Raw genomic sequence first — 14536 nt, forward strand, 5'->3', positions numbered from 1 at the left:
CCCGGTCTTCCGGGGGCTCATTCCTGCAAGGATAGCCCCAGATTGCTGACATCCTCATTACGCCCCAGCCGCTTGAGCGCTCGCCAGTCATCACGCTCAAGACGCGGAGCCTCGACACTCTCCAGCACGGCGTCCTGGAAGTCGCGCTCATCGACCATCAGCGGATGCTCGCGAATCATGGCTTCCAGCGCTTCCTGCTCGATGCCCTCACCGGCCTGCAGGTCGATCAGCGCGCGAACGCCATCGGCGGACAGGCGACTGACCTTGAGCGCGGCTTCCGGCTCCTCACTGATCAGCACATCGATGCAGGCGGTCAGCGCCATGACGGCTTCCAGTGCACGGCGCGCACCGAAGCTGTCGTCATGCTCGTCGGGCTCGAAGACCGTGACCTTCTCGGCCTGCAGCGAGAAATCGATCTTGGCATCGCGAACGCGCAGCTGCTCCCAGACGAGGTCCAGCAGCTTGCGCAACTCGCGCGTGGTCTCCAGCGCGCTGGCGGTGCCATTGGCCTCGGCGTAGAAGCCGGCATTGGGCAGGAGTCGCTCGGTCAGCGTTGCCATGAAGGCGGTACGGCGAACGGGGGCCAGCGCTTCCAGACGCGCGCGGAAACCGGGAACAGGCTGAGTCATGACGGCTCTCTTCTCACTTCACTTTTCAAAGAGGCGGGACACATGTCGGGAGGGGGAAACCCGCCAGCCGACAGCCCGCCACAGATGGCATGGGACATGCGTTAGGGTAGCGCACTCAGGCGGTCTGACGAACGAGACTTTGCCGCGGCGAGATTCACGGCCACAGACATTCTCTGGGCACGCGGCCGACAGCATCGAACAGCACGCCTTCGCTGCGCAGTTTCTCCCGCTGACGCACCGCGCCACCGTGGTCGGTGACCTTGAGCGAGGCATTGATCACCCGATGCCAGGGCAATTGATGGCCATCCGGCAGATGGCGCATGGCCGAACCGACCATGCGTGCGGTGGCGCCATCGGTCATGCTGGCGATTCGCCCGTAGGTCGTGATTCGCCCTGCCGGAATCTGCGCCACCACGGTGTATATCTGCTCGAGCAGTTCAGCACGCATCACGCTCCCCCCTGTTTGTGATCAAGCTCATCCAGCACGATACCTCCACCTGCGCGCTGCGCAATGGCGGGCATCAGGGGCACACGAGCGCAGACCTCGGGTCTTTACGCTGCCAGATGGCTGACGCATGATGACGCCATGCACCTTTACTTCATACATCAAGGCCTTATCCCCGACGCAGCGCCTCACTCAGCGACTGATGCCCTGCCACGATCACAAGGCTGGCAGGACTCCGTACGCCTGAGCGACTGGCTTGTCGGCATGGGCCACAGCTACAACACCAGCTTCCCGCTGGATGGCGAGACGCTCCCCGGCATCGACGATTTCCAGGCGCTGGTGATCCTGGATGGCCCTCAGCCATTGTCAGGTGCCGAGAGCGCCCAATCACAGCCACTGCGCCTGCAGCGCAAGCTGATTCGCCGCGCGCTCAACAGCAACCGCCCCGTACTGGGCATCGGGCTGGGCGCGCGCCTCATCGCCGAGCAACTCGGCGCCATCGTGTCTCCGGCCGTGGTGCCGCAGCGTCGCTGGGCCACGCTCACGCGCAGTGACGAGTGTCCCGTGGGACTGCCCGCCGAATTCGAGACGCTGCTGTGGCATGAGGAGATCTGTGGCCTGCCGGAGGATTGCGAGCTGCTGGCCAGCGGTGAGCATACCCCGATCGCCGGATTCAGCTGGGATGCTGGCCGAGTGCTGGCGCTCAACTTCCATCCCCATCTGGATGCCGGCGCAACGCGTGACCGTCTCCGGCATCACCCCGCCCCGAATGAGGGACGCGGAGTGCAGTCAGAAGACACGCTGCTGGAAGACCCGAAGCGCTTTGATCGGCAGGCCGCCCTGCTGGACCGCCTGCTGGTGGACTGGCTCGACGCCTGAGGCGCTCCCGGGCGGCGCTGGGGCCCTACGACGACTCAGCGCTGCCAGCGATGCGTGGCGCTCCAGTCACGCACGAAGGCGAGCGTATTGTCCCAGTCGCCGACATGCAGGAAGGTACGCTCGTGCTTCTCGAGCTGAAAACGGTACATGGGGTCGTAGTATTCGCTGAGCAGCGGGGCCAGCCAGCCTTCATGGGCAGTGGGATTGCCGCGCTTGTGTTCACGGAAGGCGATGTCCTGCATGCGGATCAGGCGCGCCAGACGTGCACTGCCCAACCGCTTGCGTAGACGCAGCAACGCCTGACGCAGCTGACGCTGCAGCAGTGCCCAGCCAAGGAAGTCACCATAGTGCCCGCTGTAGGTGGCCCACAGCCCTTCGATGTAATCCTTCTGAATCTGCACCAGTCGCCAGTCCAGTGGCATCTCGACTCTCACCAGCGGGGCAGCCTCCATCGCGCGCCATGCCTGCAGCGGAATGTTGACGCTGCCGATGAAGCGCGACTCATCTTCCATGACGGTGGGCGCGTCCGCGGCCAGTGACAGCATCTCGGCGCTGATGCGATGCTCGAAGTCGATCTGGCTCGGTGCCGGGAAGGGGTGACGGCCGAAGGCCGAGCCCTTGTGGCGCGCGCAGCCTTCCAGGTCGATACCATTGTCGAGCGCATGGATCAGCTCGGTCTTGGCGCAGCCGGTCAGGCCCCCGATCAGCAGCATCGGGGCCTGCTCGACGCGCTCATCGATATGCTGGCAAAGCTGCTGACGCATGGCCTTCCAGCCCCCGGCGATCCGCGGGCGCTCGATGCCTGCCTCCTTCAACCATTGCTGGCTGAGCTGAGAGCGCATGCCGCCCCGGAAGCAGTAGAGAACCGCCTCGGGATGGCGCTCGACGTGCTCGACCCAGGCACGAATCCTGGCGCGCTTGATCCCGCCACTGACCAGCTGATGACCCAGATGCACCGCCGACTCCGGGCCGACCTGCTTGTACTGCAGACCGACCCGGTGACGTTCCTCGTCATCCATCAGCGGAAGGTTGACGGCCCCCGGCAGGGAGCCGGCCGCAAATTCGATCGGTGCACGCACATCGATCAGCGGGCGGCCATCGCGAATCAGATCGCAGCTGGCCGCCACGGTGGGCAAACTCATGGGCATCTCTCGACTGGAAAACTGAAATGAGGCAATGGCCGGCGACTCGCACCCGGCACATCGATGGCTGGCATTCTATCGCATGCACGACATGGCCCCCAGCCTTGCCGTCTCGCGTGCCGCCAACTCTCGCCCTGTCAGCTGCCGCACCACCCGCTCAGGCCAGCGGCGGCGTCAGGCGAATGCCCTGGCTCGGGCCGATGCTGTCAGGGCCGAACAGCGGGCAGGACGCACATGCGGCCGGCTCACCGTCGTGTGGCCGATGCGCCTCGGACACTGCCTCGCGCAGCGCGGCAATGGCCGCCTCGGCAGTATGAAAGTAGTGCTCATCCCCCATGCGCTCAAGGAAGCCTCCGCGCTCCATCACTTCCAGCGCGTAGCGTCGGAAGCCGCACATGCTTAGGCTGCCGCCGGCATCCTGTAGGCGGCGCTGCTCGATCTCGAGCATCTCGGCCCCCGCGATGTCGATGAAGTTGCAGCCGGTGCCGAGCAGGATGACGTGCTTGCCGGTATAGCGCGCCAGCTTGCGCTGGACGTGGTCCACCGCGCCGAAGAACAGCGAGCCATCCACTCGCAGGATGACGACCTCACGGCATTGGGTCAGCTGGTAGCGCTCGGCATTGCGCACGCCCAGCTCCGGGTGTTCGGGGTCCGGTGCCATTTCCACCAGGCGTGGACGCGAGGTGCGATTCAGATACAGCACCAGCGACACCAGCACGCCGGCGAAGATGGCGAACTCAAGCGGCAGCAGCAGCGTGGCGAGGAAGGTGATCACCAGCACCACCGCTTCCTCGCGGCTGACGGTGAGAATCTGACGGATATGACTGAATTCGATCAGGTTGGCGGCGATCACCATGATCAGGCCCGCCATGGCGGGCAATGGCAGCCAGGCCGTGACATTCGGCACCAGCAACAGCACCGCCAGCACGATCAGAGCCGCGATCATCACCGACAGCGGCGTGCGGGCGCCGGCATCGTAGTTGGCCCCTGAACGGGTGAAGGAGCCGGAGCCGGCGAAGCACGAGAAGAAGCTGCCGACCAGATTCGACAGCCCCTGGCCGATGAACTCCTGATTGCCATCGATGCGCTGATGCGAGCGTACCCCGATGGCGCGGGCGATGGAGACCGCCTCGATCAAGCCGAGAACCGCCAGCGCAAAGGCCGCACCGCCCAGCGAGCGCAGGGTGTCAAACCCCAGTGGCGGCAGAGAAAACGGCGGCAGGCTGCCGGAGAGGGCCCCCACCATCGGGATGCCTGCCTCGCTGCCACCCAGCAATGCCGCAACCCCGCAACCGACGGCCATCGCGACCAGCATCCACGGCAGTCTGCGATTCACCCGCCGCACCAGCAAGGCACTGGCGAGCGTACTGAGGCCGGTGATCAGGGTCGCCCACGAGGTGTCTTCCAGGTGCCCAAGCAATGCCCACCAGGTGCCGAGGAAGCTCGAGGCATCTCCCAGCGCGATACCGAACAGATGCTTGAGCTGACTGGTGGCGATCAATACGCCGGCACCGGCGGTGAAGCCGATCACCACGGTATGCGAGATCAGATTGACCAGCGCCCCCATGCGCAGCAGCCCGAGTGCGAGCTGGATGATGCCGACCATGCAGGTCAGCGCCAGCACCAGCGGCAGGTATTCCGGACTGCCGGGGGTGGCCAGGGTCGAGACGGTACCGAAGACCACCATCGAGATGGCGGCGGCCGGCCCGCTGACCATATGACGCGAGCAGCCGAAGAGTCCGGCGATGATCGCGACCACGATGGCGGCATAGAGTCCATGTGCCGGAGGCAACCCCGCGATCAGCGCGTAGGCCACCCCCTGAGGCAGTACCAGCACCGCACCGCTCAGCCCGGCGATCAGGTCCGCTCGCGCATCTCTCGGCGACAGCTGGCGCATCCAGCCCAGAAACGGCAGCAGGCGTGACAGGCGGTATGCCGTGGCACTCGACGTGGCAGAGGCATCATCGGCAGGCTGGCGTGGCGGTGGATTGTCAGCGGGCAAGAAGTGCCTCCATGAAGGTACGTGGGCTGCGGGAGGGGTCATCGCCTCCGTGAAGAAACGATGCCGGGGCCGGGCGTGGCGACGTCCGGCCCCGGCAAGTCTATCCCTGAATACGCTGATGAAACAGCGTGTCAGCGAACCGTACGCGCCGGCCCGGGGCTCCCTTTGTCGGTAGCGATACCGGCGACAATCGTGGCGCGCTGCCAATCTGGACTGGCCATGGCCGGCATGAGCAGTGACAATGCACCCTCCTGACACCGCTGCGGACCCTGACGCCATGACCACCGACGCTACGCCTGCTGACACCACCTCTTCCACCCCGTCGGCCGGCTATACGCCTGCACTTGAGGTCAGTGAGGCCGAGGCCATCGAGACCACCCGCCAGTGGGTCGAGACGCACATCATCGCGGACAATCTATGCCCGTTCGCGGCACGTGAAGTGGCGCGCAACAGCGTCCAGTACGCCGTCATCCCCGGCGCGGGACTCGAGCGTTGCCTGCAGGCACTCGGCGATGAACTCCTCAACCTCGATGCCAATCGCGATGCCGAAACCACCCTGGTGATCTTCAAGGATGGCTTCCGCGACTTCGATGCCTATCTGGAGCTGCTGGATTACGCTGAGGCACTGCTCGAGATGCAGGGTTATGAGGGCATCTATCAGCTGGCCAGCTTCCATCCGGACTATGTCTTCGAGGATACCGAGGAAGACGACGCCGCGAACTACACCAACCGCTCGCCCTTCCCGATGCTGCACCTGCTGCGGGAAAGCTCGGTCGAGGCGGCGATCAATGCCTATTCGGGGGATGTGGAAGAGGTGCCGGCGCGCAACGAGGCGCTGATGCGCGAGCGTGGCGTCGAACAGCTGGTCGCACGCCTAAAGGCCTGCGCTCACGCCGCCCGTCAGGCTGACAGCCAGGACTGACATCACGCCCAGTGGCAATCCCATATGCACAAGGCCAGCCGCGAGGCTGGCCTTGTGCGTTTCAGGCGGAATGTCACCGGAAGGCTTGCGCGTGGCAGCTGCCGGCAGCCATCACAGGGCTTCCAGCGCCTGGGACAACTTGTCGACCGCGACGATCGTCATGCCCTTGGGCGGATTCTTGGGGGCATTGCCCTTGGGCACGATGGCGCGCGTGAAGCCATGCTTGGCGGCCTCGACGATGCGCTCCTGCCCACTGGGCACCGGACGGATCTCGCCGGACAGGCCGACCTCACCGAACACCACCAGTTCACGCGGCAGCGGGCGGTTCTGCAGACTGGATACCACTGCACACAGCACCGCGAGGTCGGCGCTGGTCTCGAGCACCTTGACCCCACCCACCACGTTCAGGAAGACATCCTGATCGCCGGTGAACAGACCGCCGTGCTTGTTGAGCACGGCCAGCAACATCGAGAGTCGGTTGCCATCCAGACCGACCGCGACGCGCCGGGGATTGCCCAGCGGCGAATCATCCAGCAACGCCTGGACCTCGATCAGGATCGGCCGAGTCCCTTCCCAGACCACCATCACCAGGCTGCCGGAGGATTGCTCCTCGCTGCGTGACAGGAAGATCGCACTGGGGTTCTTCACCTCCTTCAGGCCAAGCTCGACCATGGCGAACACGCCCAGCTCATTGACCGCGCCGAAGCGGTTCTTCTGTCCGCGCAGGGTGCGAAAGCGCGAATCACCGTCCCCTTCCAGCAACAGGGAGGCATCGATCATGTGCTCCAGTACCTTGGGGCCGGCCAGCGAGCCATCCTTGGTCACGTGCCCGACCAGCAGCAATACGGTGTTGGTCCGCTTGGCGAAACGCGTCAACGCCGCGGCGGACTCACGCACCTGCGAGACGCCCCCCGGCGCGGAGGACAGATCCTCCAGATGCATGGTCTGGATGGAATCGATGATCAGCACTTCCGGCTTCTCGCGCTCGGCGGTGGCCAGAATCGTCTCGACACTGGTCTCGGCCAGCATCTTGAGTCCCTGGGTCGGGAGCTGCAGTCGATGGGCACGCATGGCTACCTGCGACAGCGACTCTTCACCGGTGACGTAGAGCGAACGCTTGTGCTGTGCCAGCTTGCAGGCGGTCTGCAGCAGCAGCGTCGACTTGCCGGCACCGGGGTGCCCGCCGAGCAATACGGCGGAGCCAGGCACCAGACCGCCGCCAAGCACGCGATCAAACTCACCGAAGGTCGAGGAGAAGCGCGGCACTTCGGCCAGCGAGACGTTGGACAGATCCGTCACGTTGTCACTCAGCGTGCCGGCATAGCCGCCTCTGGCGCTGGTGGCGCCGCGTGACGCCCCGCCAGTGCTGATGCCCCCGGCAGCCGGCGCAGCCCCCGGCAATACCGTGGCACCGACCCGAATCTCCTGCAGGGTATTCCACTCGCGACAGCCGCTGCACTGCCCCTGCCACTTCGAGAATTCGCTACCGCACTCGGTACATACGAAGGCGCTCTTTGCTTTCGCCATCAGACCATCCTGTCAGGGAGTAATGATTTCGGACCACGTCGCCCGGCATGGCACCCATGCCCCGCATCGCCCGATGGCACCAGGCAGGGGCGCTCGATGCGAACATCCGACACGGATGCCAGACACAAGCAAGGCGGCTTGCGCCGCCTTGCTGTCACCTCACGCGTGCATGACACGCGGTGGCATCACTCGCGCTTGAGACGCAGTGTCTCGCCGTTCTGGAAGCGGCGCTTCTGCGGGTCGACCAGTTCCAGCGTCTGGGGGTCCAGGCGCAGGAAGTAGTAGGTCTGGCCCTCGCCATTCGGCGTCAGCTCATAGACGGTGGCATTCGGGTCGGTCACCGTACCTGACAGCACATCCCACTGCCCCTCGTAGTGCTCCGGCGCGGGCTGCTGCGGATGATCGCGATAGGTGGCATCGAGACTGAAGGTACGCGCTTCCGGGGCAGCATCTTCCGCTCCCTTGAGACGCACATCGAGGTCAATGCCCGTGCAACGACGACACGGCAGGGTGCCCTTGTAGACGGCAACCTGCTCGCTGGCTGTCTCGGTGGCGTCATTGGCAGCGGCACCATCCGTCGTCTGGGCCGTTGATGCGCACCCGGCGAGACCGACCATCAGCGCGGCTCCCACCATCAGAGTCCTGATCTGCATTGAATCCTCCTTAAGGCGATGATTCGATAGCAGCGTCAGCGCTATCGACGGCGAGCGGCCCGACTGCCTCGACAGACGGACCGCTCACGAGCTTCCACGCTCAAGAATAGCGGGTATCAGCCCCGTGAGGCCACCCCCGATGGCGTTTATCGAACGCCATTCGCTAAATCATGTCGGCCTCAGCCACGGCGATCATGCCCGTTGTCGAGGAAGGGATAATCGGTGTAGCCCTCGGCACCGCCACCGTAGAAGGTATCAGGATCCTGCTCGTTGAGCGGCGCATCCAGACGCAGGCGTTCGACCAGGTCCGGATTGGCGATGTAGGGGCGCCCGATGGCGACGGCATCCGCAATGCCCTCGTCGATGATGCGTGCCGCACGCTCCCCATCGTAATGACCGCAGAAGATCAGCGCGCCCTTGACGCGCTCCCGCAGTGCGCGGCGGAAGTCATCGGTGAACTTGACGTCGCCGCCGGCCCAGTCCGGCTCGTTGACGTGCACGTAGGCAATGCCACGTCTGGAGAGCTGGTCTGCCATGTAGAAGGCCATCTCTTCCGGCTCGTCATCGGTGAGACCGAAGATCTCGATGAAGGGCGTCAGACGAATGCCGGTGCGCTCCGGCCCGAAGACCTCGGCGACGGCATCGACGACTTCCAGTGTCAGGCGCGCACGATTCTCGACCGAACCACCGTACTGGTCGGTGCGCTGGTTGGTGCCGGTCGCCATGAACTGGTTGAGCAGATAGGCGTTGGCGGCATGCACCTCGATCATGTCGAAGCCGGCACGCTTGGCGCGCACGGCAGCCTGACGATAGTCCTCGACCAGCTGGGGGATTTCCTCCGTCTCCAGCGCACGCGGCGTGCTGGTGGGGTGGCGACCACTGCTGCCATCCTCGAACTCGACGAAGCACTGGGCGCCTTCACCACGCAGGGCGCTGGGCGCGACCGGTGGCTGGCCATCCGGCTGCACCATCTCGTGCGAGACACGCCCGACATGCCACAGCTGAAGCGCCATGCGTCCGCCCTTGGCGTGCACTGCCTCGACGACGCCCTTCCAGCCGGCTTCCTGCTCATCCGTCCAGATACCCGGCGTGTAGACGTAACCACGCGCGGTCGGCGAGATGTTGGTCGCCTCGCTGATGATCAGGCCGGCGCCGGCACGCTGTCCGTAGTAGACCTCCTGAAGCTCACCGGGAATGCTGTCCGGGGTGCGCGCTCGGGTCAGTGGCGCCATCAGGATACGATTGGGCAGGGTCAGGTCACCGAGCGTGACCGGATCAAGCAGGGTGTCGGCGTACGGGGCCTTGGTGTTGGCAGTCATCGGTGCTCCTTGAGTCTCTGTTCTTTCGCCAGCCGCCGCTTCGGGCGAACCGGGCGGGCATGCCAGTGACATGCGGTGCGCCAGCCGATGCTTCAAGCGCACGCGGTGCATGAGAATAATGCTGGGATGGCAACAATGCGCCAGGTCGCGCCACGCGGCATCCTCGCGACTCATGCGATAGCCTGCCGATGCTTGTACCGCGACGATCCAGCGGGCAACATGAAACCTATCCATGACACGGGTCATGCACTGTCACCAGCGGCGAGAAATCATGAGCAAGTACTGGAGCCCACAGGTCCACGACCTGACCCCCTACGTCCCCGGCGAACAACCGCGTGAGCAGCTGATCAAGCTGAACACCAATGAAAACCCCTACCCGCCGGCCCCGGCCGTGGAACAGACGCTGCGCGAGTTCAATGCCTCTGACCTGCGTCGCTACCCGGACCCGAGTTCCAGCTCGCTGCGCGCCGCCCTGGCCGAGACCTTCCATGTGGCCGCAGAGGAAGTCTTCGTCGGCAATGGCTCCGACGAGGTGCTGGCGCTGGCCTTCCAGGCCTTCTTCCGTCAGGACAAGCCGCTGCTGCTGCCCTCCATCAGCTACAGCTTCTATCCTGTCTACTGCCGCATGTATGGCATCGAATCACGCAGCATCGCGCTGACCGACAACTGGGAAGTCGATCTCGAAGCCTTCGGCAATGACAACGGTGGCATCATCTTCGCCAACCCCAATGCCCCGACAGGGCATGGCCATGGCCGCAAGGCGATTGCCGCGCTGCTGGAGCGCAACCCGCAGAGCGTGGTGCTGGTGGATGAGGCTTACGTGGACTTCGGGGGGGAAAGCGCCATCCCGCTGATTCATCAGTATCCGAATCTGGTCGTGTCGGGCACTTTCTCGAAGTCGCGCAGCCTGGCGGGCATTCGCCTTGGCTATGCCGTGGCCTCGCGGGAGCTGATCGAGGGCCTGGAGCGCGTGAAGGACTCCTTCAATTCCTACCCCATCGATCGTCTGGCCGAGCAGGTCGGCGTCGCCGCGCTCAGTGATCCCGCCTATTTCGATGAGTGCCGCACACGCGTCATCACTACCCGTGAGCAGACGCGCGATCGCATGGCCGCATTGGGCTTCGAGATCCTGCCGTCACAGACCAACTTCGTGCTGGCGACTCACCCGACCCATGATGCCGGCAAGCTGTTCATCGGCCTTCGCGAGCAGGGCATCCTGGTGCGCCACTTCAACACCGATGCGCTACGCGACCATCTGCGCATCAGCATCGGTACCGATGCCGAGATGGACAGCCTGATCGAAGCCCTGGAAACCCTGTGTCGTTGAGATAGCGCACAGCATGACCCGTGATGGGTTCAATGAAAGAAGGCGCCCCTGGGCGCCTTCTTTCATCAGGATGTCACTCGGGCATTCGCCACCGAAGACTCTCAGCAGGAGCAACCATATGACAACGGAACGTCCCACCATGGCATCAAGTGCCACTTCGACAGCGCGCCTGCCTTTGACGCGAGTGCATCACGTGGCACTCATCACCGCTGATTACCCACGCGCCAGGCGCTTCTATCTCGAGGTCATGGATGCGCAGGTGATCCACGAGGCCTATCGTGAAGCCCGCGACAGCTACAAGCTCGACCTGCGCTTGCCGGGCGGTATCCAGCTGGAGCTGTTCTCCTTCCCGTCACCGCCTGAGCGCCCAAGCTATCCGGAAGCCTGTGGGCTGCGTCACCTGGCGCTGGCAACCGAGGACATCGACACCTGTGTCGAGCTGCTGATCGCCCGTGGCGCCACGCCAGAGCCGATACGTGTCGATGAATACACCGGCGCCCGCTTCACCTTCCTGGCAGACCCTGACGGTACGCCCATCGAGCTCTACGAAGTCTCGCCCTGATGTGATGGCGCGCTGAAACTTCACTGGCTCTGAAGATAAAAGGCCCCGAAGACAAAAGGCCCCTGTCGAGATTTCGACAGGGGCCTTCTTGTGTCATATGCACGTTGCTCACGCGGAGCTTTTCTTTCGTCCACAGCTATTTCGCATGCAGGACTTTCTGGGCAACTTCTCCGAGCACGACTTTTCCTGAGCATCACTTTTTCCGCGCACAAAGAGAACCGCCCCTGCAGCTGGGCTGCAGGGGCGGTTCAGTATAAGTGCCTGACGATGACCTACTCTCACATGGAGAAACTCCACACTACCATCGGCGCTAAGCGGTTTCACTTCCGAGTTCGGCATGGGATCGGGTGGTTCACGCTCGCTATGGTCGTCAGGCGAAACGGTGGCACCTTGCGGTGCCTGAGTCTCGAGGCTTGTGACCTCGCGACTCGCAATATGAATCATGCTGACCGATATGTCGTCGATCCTGTCGCAATCCCGGCGGTTTGCCTGCGCAAACCCCTTGGGTGTTATATGGTCAAGCCTCACGGGCAATTAGTACTGGTTAGCTCAACACATTGCTGTGCTTCCACACCCAGCCTATCAACCTTGTAGTCTTCAAGGGCCCTTCAGGAGGCGCAAGGCCTCAGGGAAGTCTCATCTTGAAGGGGGCTTCCCGCTTAGATGCTTTCAGCGGTTATCCCGTCCGAACGTAGCTACCGGGCAATGCCATTGGCATGACAACCCGAACACCAGAGGTTCGTCCACTCCGGTCCTCTCGTACTAGGAGCAGCTCTTCTCAAACTTCCGACGCCCACGGCAGATAGGGACCGAACTGTCTCACGACGTTCTAAACCCAGCTCGCGTACCACTTTAAATGGCGAACAGCCATACCCTTGGGACCGACTTCAGCCCCAGGATGTGATGAGCCGACATCGAGGTGCCAAACACCGCCGTCGATGTGAACTCTTGGGCGGTATCAGCCTGTTATCCCCGGAGTACCTTTTATCCGTTGAGCGATGGCCCTTCCATACAGAACCACCGGATCACTAGAACCTACTTTCGTACCTGCTCGACGTGTCTGTCTCGCAGTCAAGCACCCTTATGCTCTTGCACTCAATGCACGATTTCCAACCGTGCTGAGGGTACCTTCGTGCTCCTCCGTTACTCTTTAGGAGGAGACCGCCCCAGTCAAACTACCCACCATACACTGTCCTCGATCCGGATGACGGACCAGAGTTAGAACGCCAATGATGTCAGGCTGGTATTTCAAGGTTGGCTCCACCGCATCTGGCGACGTGGTTTCAAAGCCTCCCAGCTATCCTACACAGACAACATCAGCATCCAGTGTAAAGCTATAGTAAAGGTTCACGGGGTCTTTCCGTCTAGCCGCGGGTACACAGCATCTTCACTGCGATTTCAATTTCACTGAGTCNCACTAGAACCTACTTTCGTACCTGCTCGACGTGTCTGTCTCGCAGTCAAGCACCCTTATGCTCTTGCACTCAATGCACGATTTCCAACCGTGCTGAGGGTACCTTCGTGCTCCTCCGTTACTCTTTAGGAGGAGACCGCCCCAGTCAAACTACCCACCATACACTGTCCTCGATCCGGATAACGGACCTGAGTTAGAACGCCAATGATGTCAGGCTGGTATTTCAAGGTTGGCTCCACCGCATCTGGCGACGCGGTTTCAAAGCCTCCCAGCTATCCTACACAGACAACATCAGCATCCAGTGTAAAGCTATAGTAAAGGTTCACGGGGTCTTTCCGTCTAGCCGCGGGTACACAGCATCTTCACTGCGATTTCAATTTCACTGAGTCTCGGGTGGAGACAGCGTGGCCATCATTACGCCATTCGTGCAGGTCGGAACTTACCCGACAAGGAATTTCGCTACCTTAGGACCGTTATAGTTACGGCCGCCGTTTACCGGGGCTTCGATCAAGAGCTTCGGACGAATCCTAACCCCATCAATTAACCTTCCGGCACCGGGCAGGCGTCACACCCTATACGTCCGCTTGCGCGTTTGCAGAGTGCTGTGTTTTTAATAAACAGTTGCAGCCACCTGGTATCTTCGACCGGTAAGAGCTTACGGAGCAAGTCCTTCACTCGAACCGGTGCACCTTCTCCCGAAGTTACGGTGCCATTTTGCCTAGTTCCTTCACCCGAGTTCTCTCAAGCGCCTTGGTATTCTCTACCTGACCACCTGTGTCGGTTTGGGGTACGGTCGCATGTGATCTGAAGCTTAGAGGCTTTTCCTGGAAGCGTGGCATCGATGACTTCCTGACCGTGGTCAGTTCGTCTCGCATCTCGACCTCAGAGGAACCGGATTTGCCTGATTCCTCGGCCTACATGCTTTCACCAGGACAACCAACGCCTGGCTCACCTAGCCTTCTTCGTCCCCCCATCGCAACCACATCCGGTACGGGAATATTAACCCGTTTCCCATCGACTACGCGTTTCCGCCTCGCCTTAGGGGCCGACTCACTCTGCTCCGATTAACGTAGAACAGAAAACCTTGGTCTTCCGGCGGGGGAGTTTTTCACTCCCCTTATCGTTACTCATGTCAGCATTCGCACTCGTGATACCTCCAGCAGACTTCTCAATCCACCTTCATTGGCTTACACGACGCTCCTCTACCGCTCATCCATAAGGATGAACCCGTAGCTTCGGTACCTGATTTAGCCCCGTTATATCTTCCGCGCAGGCCGACTCGACTAGTGAGCTATTACGCTTTCTTTAAAGGATGGCTGCTTCTAAGCCAACCTCCTAGCTGTCTGAGCCTTCCCACATCGTTTCCCACTTAATCAGGANTTCCGCCTCGCCTTAGGGGCCGACTCACTCTGCTCCGATTAACGTAGAACAGAAAACCTTGGTCTTCCGGCGGGGGAGTTTTTCACTCCCCTTATCGTTACTCATGTCAGCATTCGCACTCGTGATACCTCCAGCAGACTTCTCAATCCACCTTCATTGGCTTACACGACGCTCCTCTACCGCTCATCCAGAGGATGAACCCGTAGCTTCGGTACCTGATTTAGCCCCGTTATATCTTCCGCGCAGGCCGACTCGACTAGTGAGCTATTACGCTTTCTTTAAAGGATGGCTGCTTCTAAGCCAACCTCCTAGCTGTCTGAGCCTTCCCACATCGT

The 14536-nt window shown here is 62.2% G+C and carries 11 protein-coding genes and 2 rRNA genes; 4 read left to right on the plus strand and 9 right to left on the minus strand.

Annotation, left to right across the window (positions count from 1 at the left end; genetic code table 11):
* Nucleotides 1-17: 17 nt before the first annotated feature.
* Both HXS65_RS09585 and HXS65_RS09590 read right to left on the minus strand, forming a co-directional pair.
* Nucleotides 18-629 (minus strand): YjaG family protein, encoded by a 612-nt coding sequence (locus HXS65_RS09585; RefSeq protein WP_176493733.1) that lies wholly within the window; start codon nucleotides 627-629, stop codon nucleotides 18-20.
* Nucleotides 630-783: 154 nt separating this feature from the next.
* Entirely contained in the window at nucleotides 784-1080 is a 297-nt protein-coding gene (locus HXS65_RS09590; RefSeq protein ID WP_077378527.1) for an MGMT family protein, read from the minus strand.
* 258 nt (nucleotides 1081-1338) lie between these two features.
* Between HXS65_RS09590 and HXS65_RS09595 the strand changes: the two genes are divergently transcribed.
* Entirely contained in the window at nucleotides 1339-1953 is a 615-nt protein-coding gene (locus HXS65_RS09595) for a type 1 glutamine amidotransferase (RefSeq protein ID WP_170877471.1), read from the plus strand.
* A gap of 35 nt (nucleotides 1954-1988) precedes the next feature.
* On the opposite strand, the gene mnmH is transcribed toward HXS65_RS09595, so the two are convergent.
* On the minus strand, nucleotides 1989-3095 hold the full coding sequence (gene mnmH / locus HXS65_RS09600) for a tRNA 2-selenouridine(34) synthase MnmH (protein WP_176493734.1): 1107 nt from the start codon (nucleotides 3093-3095) through the stop codon (nucleotides 1989-1991).
* 157 nt (nucleotides 3096-3252) lie between these two features.
* A complete protein-coding gene (locus tag HXS65_RS09605; RefSeq protein WP_176493735.1) occupies nucleotides 3253-5097 on the minus strand; it encodes a SulP family inorganic anion transporter in 1845 nt (614 codons plus the stop codon).
* Nucleotides 5098-5374: 277 nt separating this feature from the next.
* On the opposite strand from HXS65_RS09605, the gene HXS65_RS09610 reads away from it, so the two are divergent.
* Nucleotides 5375-6019, plus strand: coding sequence for a DUF1415 domain-containing protein (locus tag HXS65_RS09610; RefSeq protein ID WP_084209466.1), 645 nt, complete (start codon nucleotides 5375-5377; stop codon nucleotides 6017-6019).
* A gap of 111 nt (nucleotides 6020-6130) precedes the next feature.
* Here HXS65_RS09610 and radA read toward each other — a convergent pair whose 3' ends face one another.
* From radA to HXS65_RS09625, 3 genes are all read right to left on the minus strand, one after another.
* The gene (radA, locus tag HXS65_RS09615; RefSeq protein WP_077378515.1) at nucleotides 6131-7546 is read right to left on the minus strand and encodes a DNA repair protein RadA; all 1416 of its coding nucleotides are present in this window, start codon (nucleotides 7544-7546) and stop codon (nucleotides 6131-6133) included.
* Between the two features lie 185 nt (nucleotides 7547-7731).
* Complete coding sequence (locus HXS65_RS09620; RefSeq protein WP_077378513.1) at nucleotides 7732-8199, minus strand: copper resistance protein NlpE N-terminal domain-containing protein; 468 nt, start codon at nucleotides 8197-8199, stop codon at nucleotides 7732-7734.
* A gap of 179 nt (nucleotides 8200-8378) precedes the next feature.
* A complete protein-coding gene (locus tag HXS65_RS09625; protein WP_176493736.1) occupies nucleotides 8379-9518 on the minus strand; it encodes an alkene reductase in 1140 nt (379 codons plus the stop codon).
* 271 nt (nucleotides 9519-9789) lie between these two features.
* Between HXS65_RS09625 and hisC the strand changes: the two genes are divergently transcribed.
* Both hisC and HXS65_RS09635 read left to right on the plus strand, forming a co-directional pair.
* Entirely contained in the window at nucleotides 9790-10845 is a 1056-nt protein-coding gene (gene hisC, locus HXS65_RS09630; RefSeq protein ID WP_176493737.1) for a histidinol-phosphate transaminase, read from the plus strand.
* A gap of 118 nt (nucleotides 10846-10963) precedes the next feature.
* Entirely contained in the window at nucleotides 10964-11407 is a 444-nt protein-coding gene (locus HXS65_RS09635; protein ID WP_240499622.1) for a VOC family protein, read from the plus strand.
* A 259-nt stretch (nucleotides 11408-11666) separates the two neighbouring features.
* Here HXS65_RS09635 and rrf read toward each other — a convergent pair.
* Nucleotides 11667-11782 (minus strand): 5S ribosomal RNA (rrf, locus tag HXS65_RS09640).
* 138 nt (nucleotides 11783-11920) lie between these two features.
* Nucleotides 11921-14536: ribosomal RNA gene (locus HXS65_RS09645) — 23S ribosomal RNA — on the minus strand; the annotation flags it as partial.

Origin of the sequence: Cobetia sp. 5-25-4-2 (assembly GCF_013374075.1) — a bacterium.
Lineage (GTDB): Bacteria > Pseudomonadota > Gammaproteobacteria > Pseudomonadales > Halomonadaceae > Cobetia > Cobetia marina.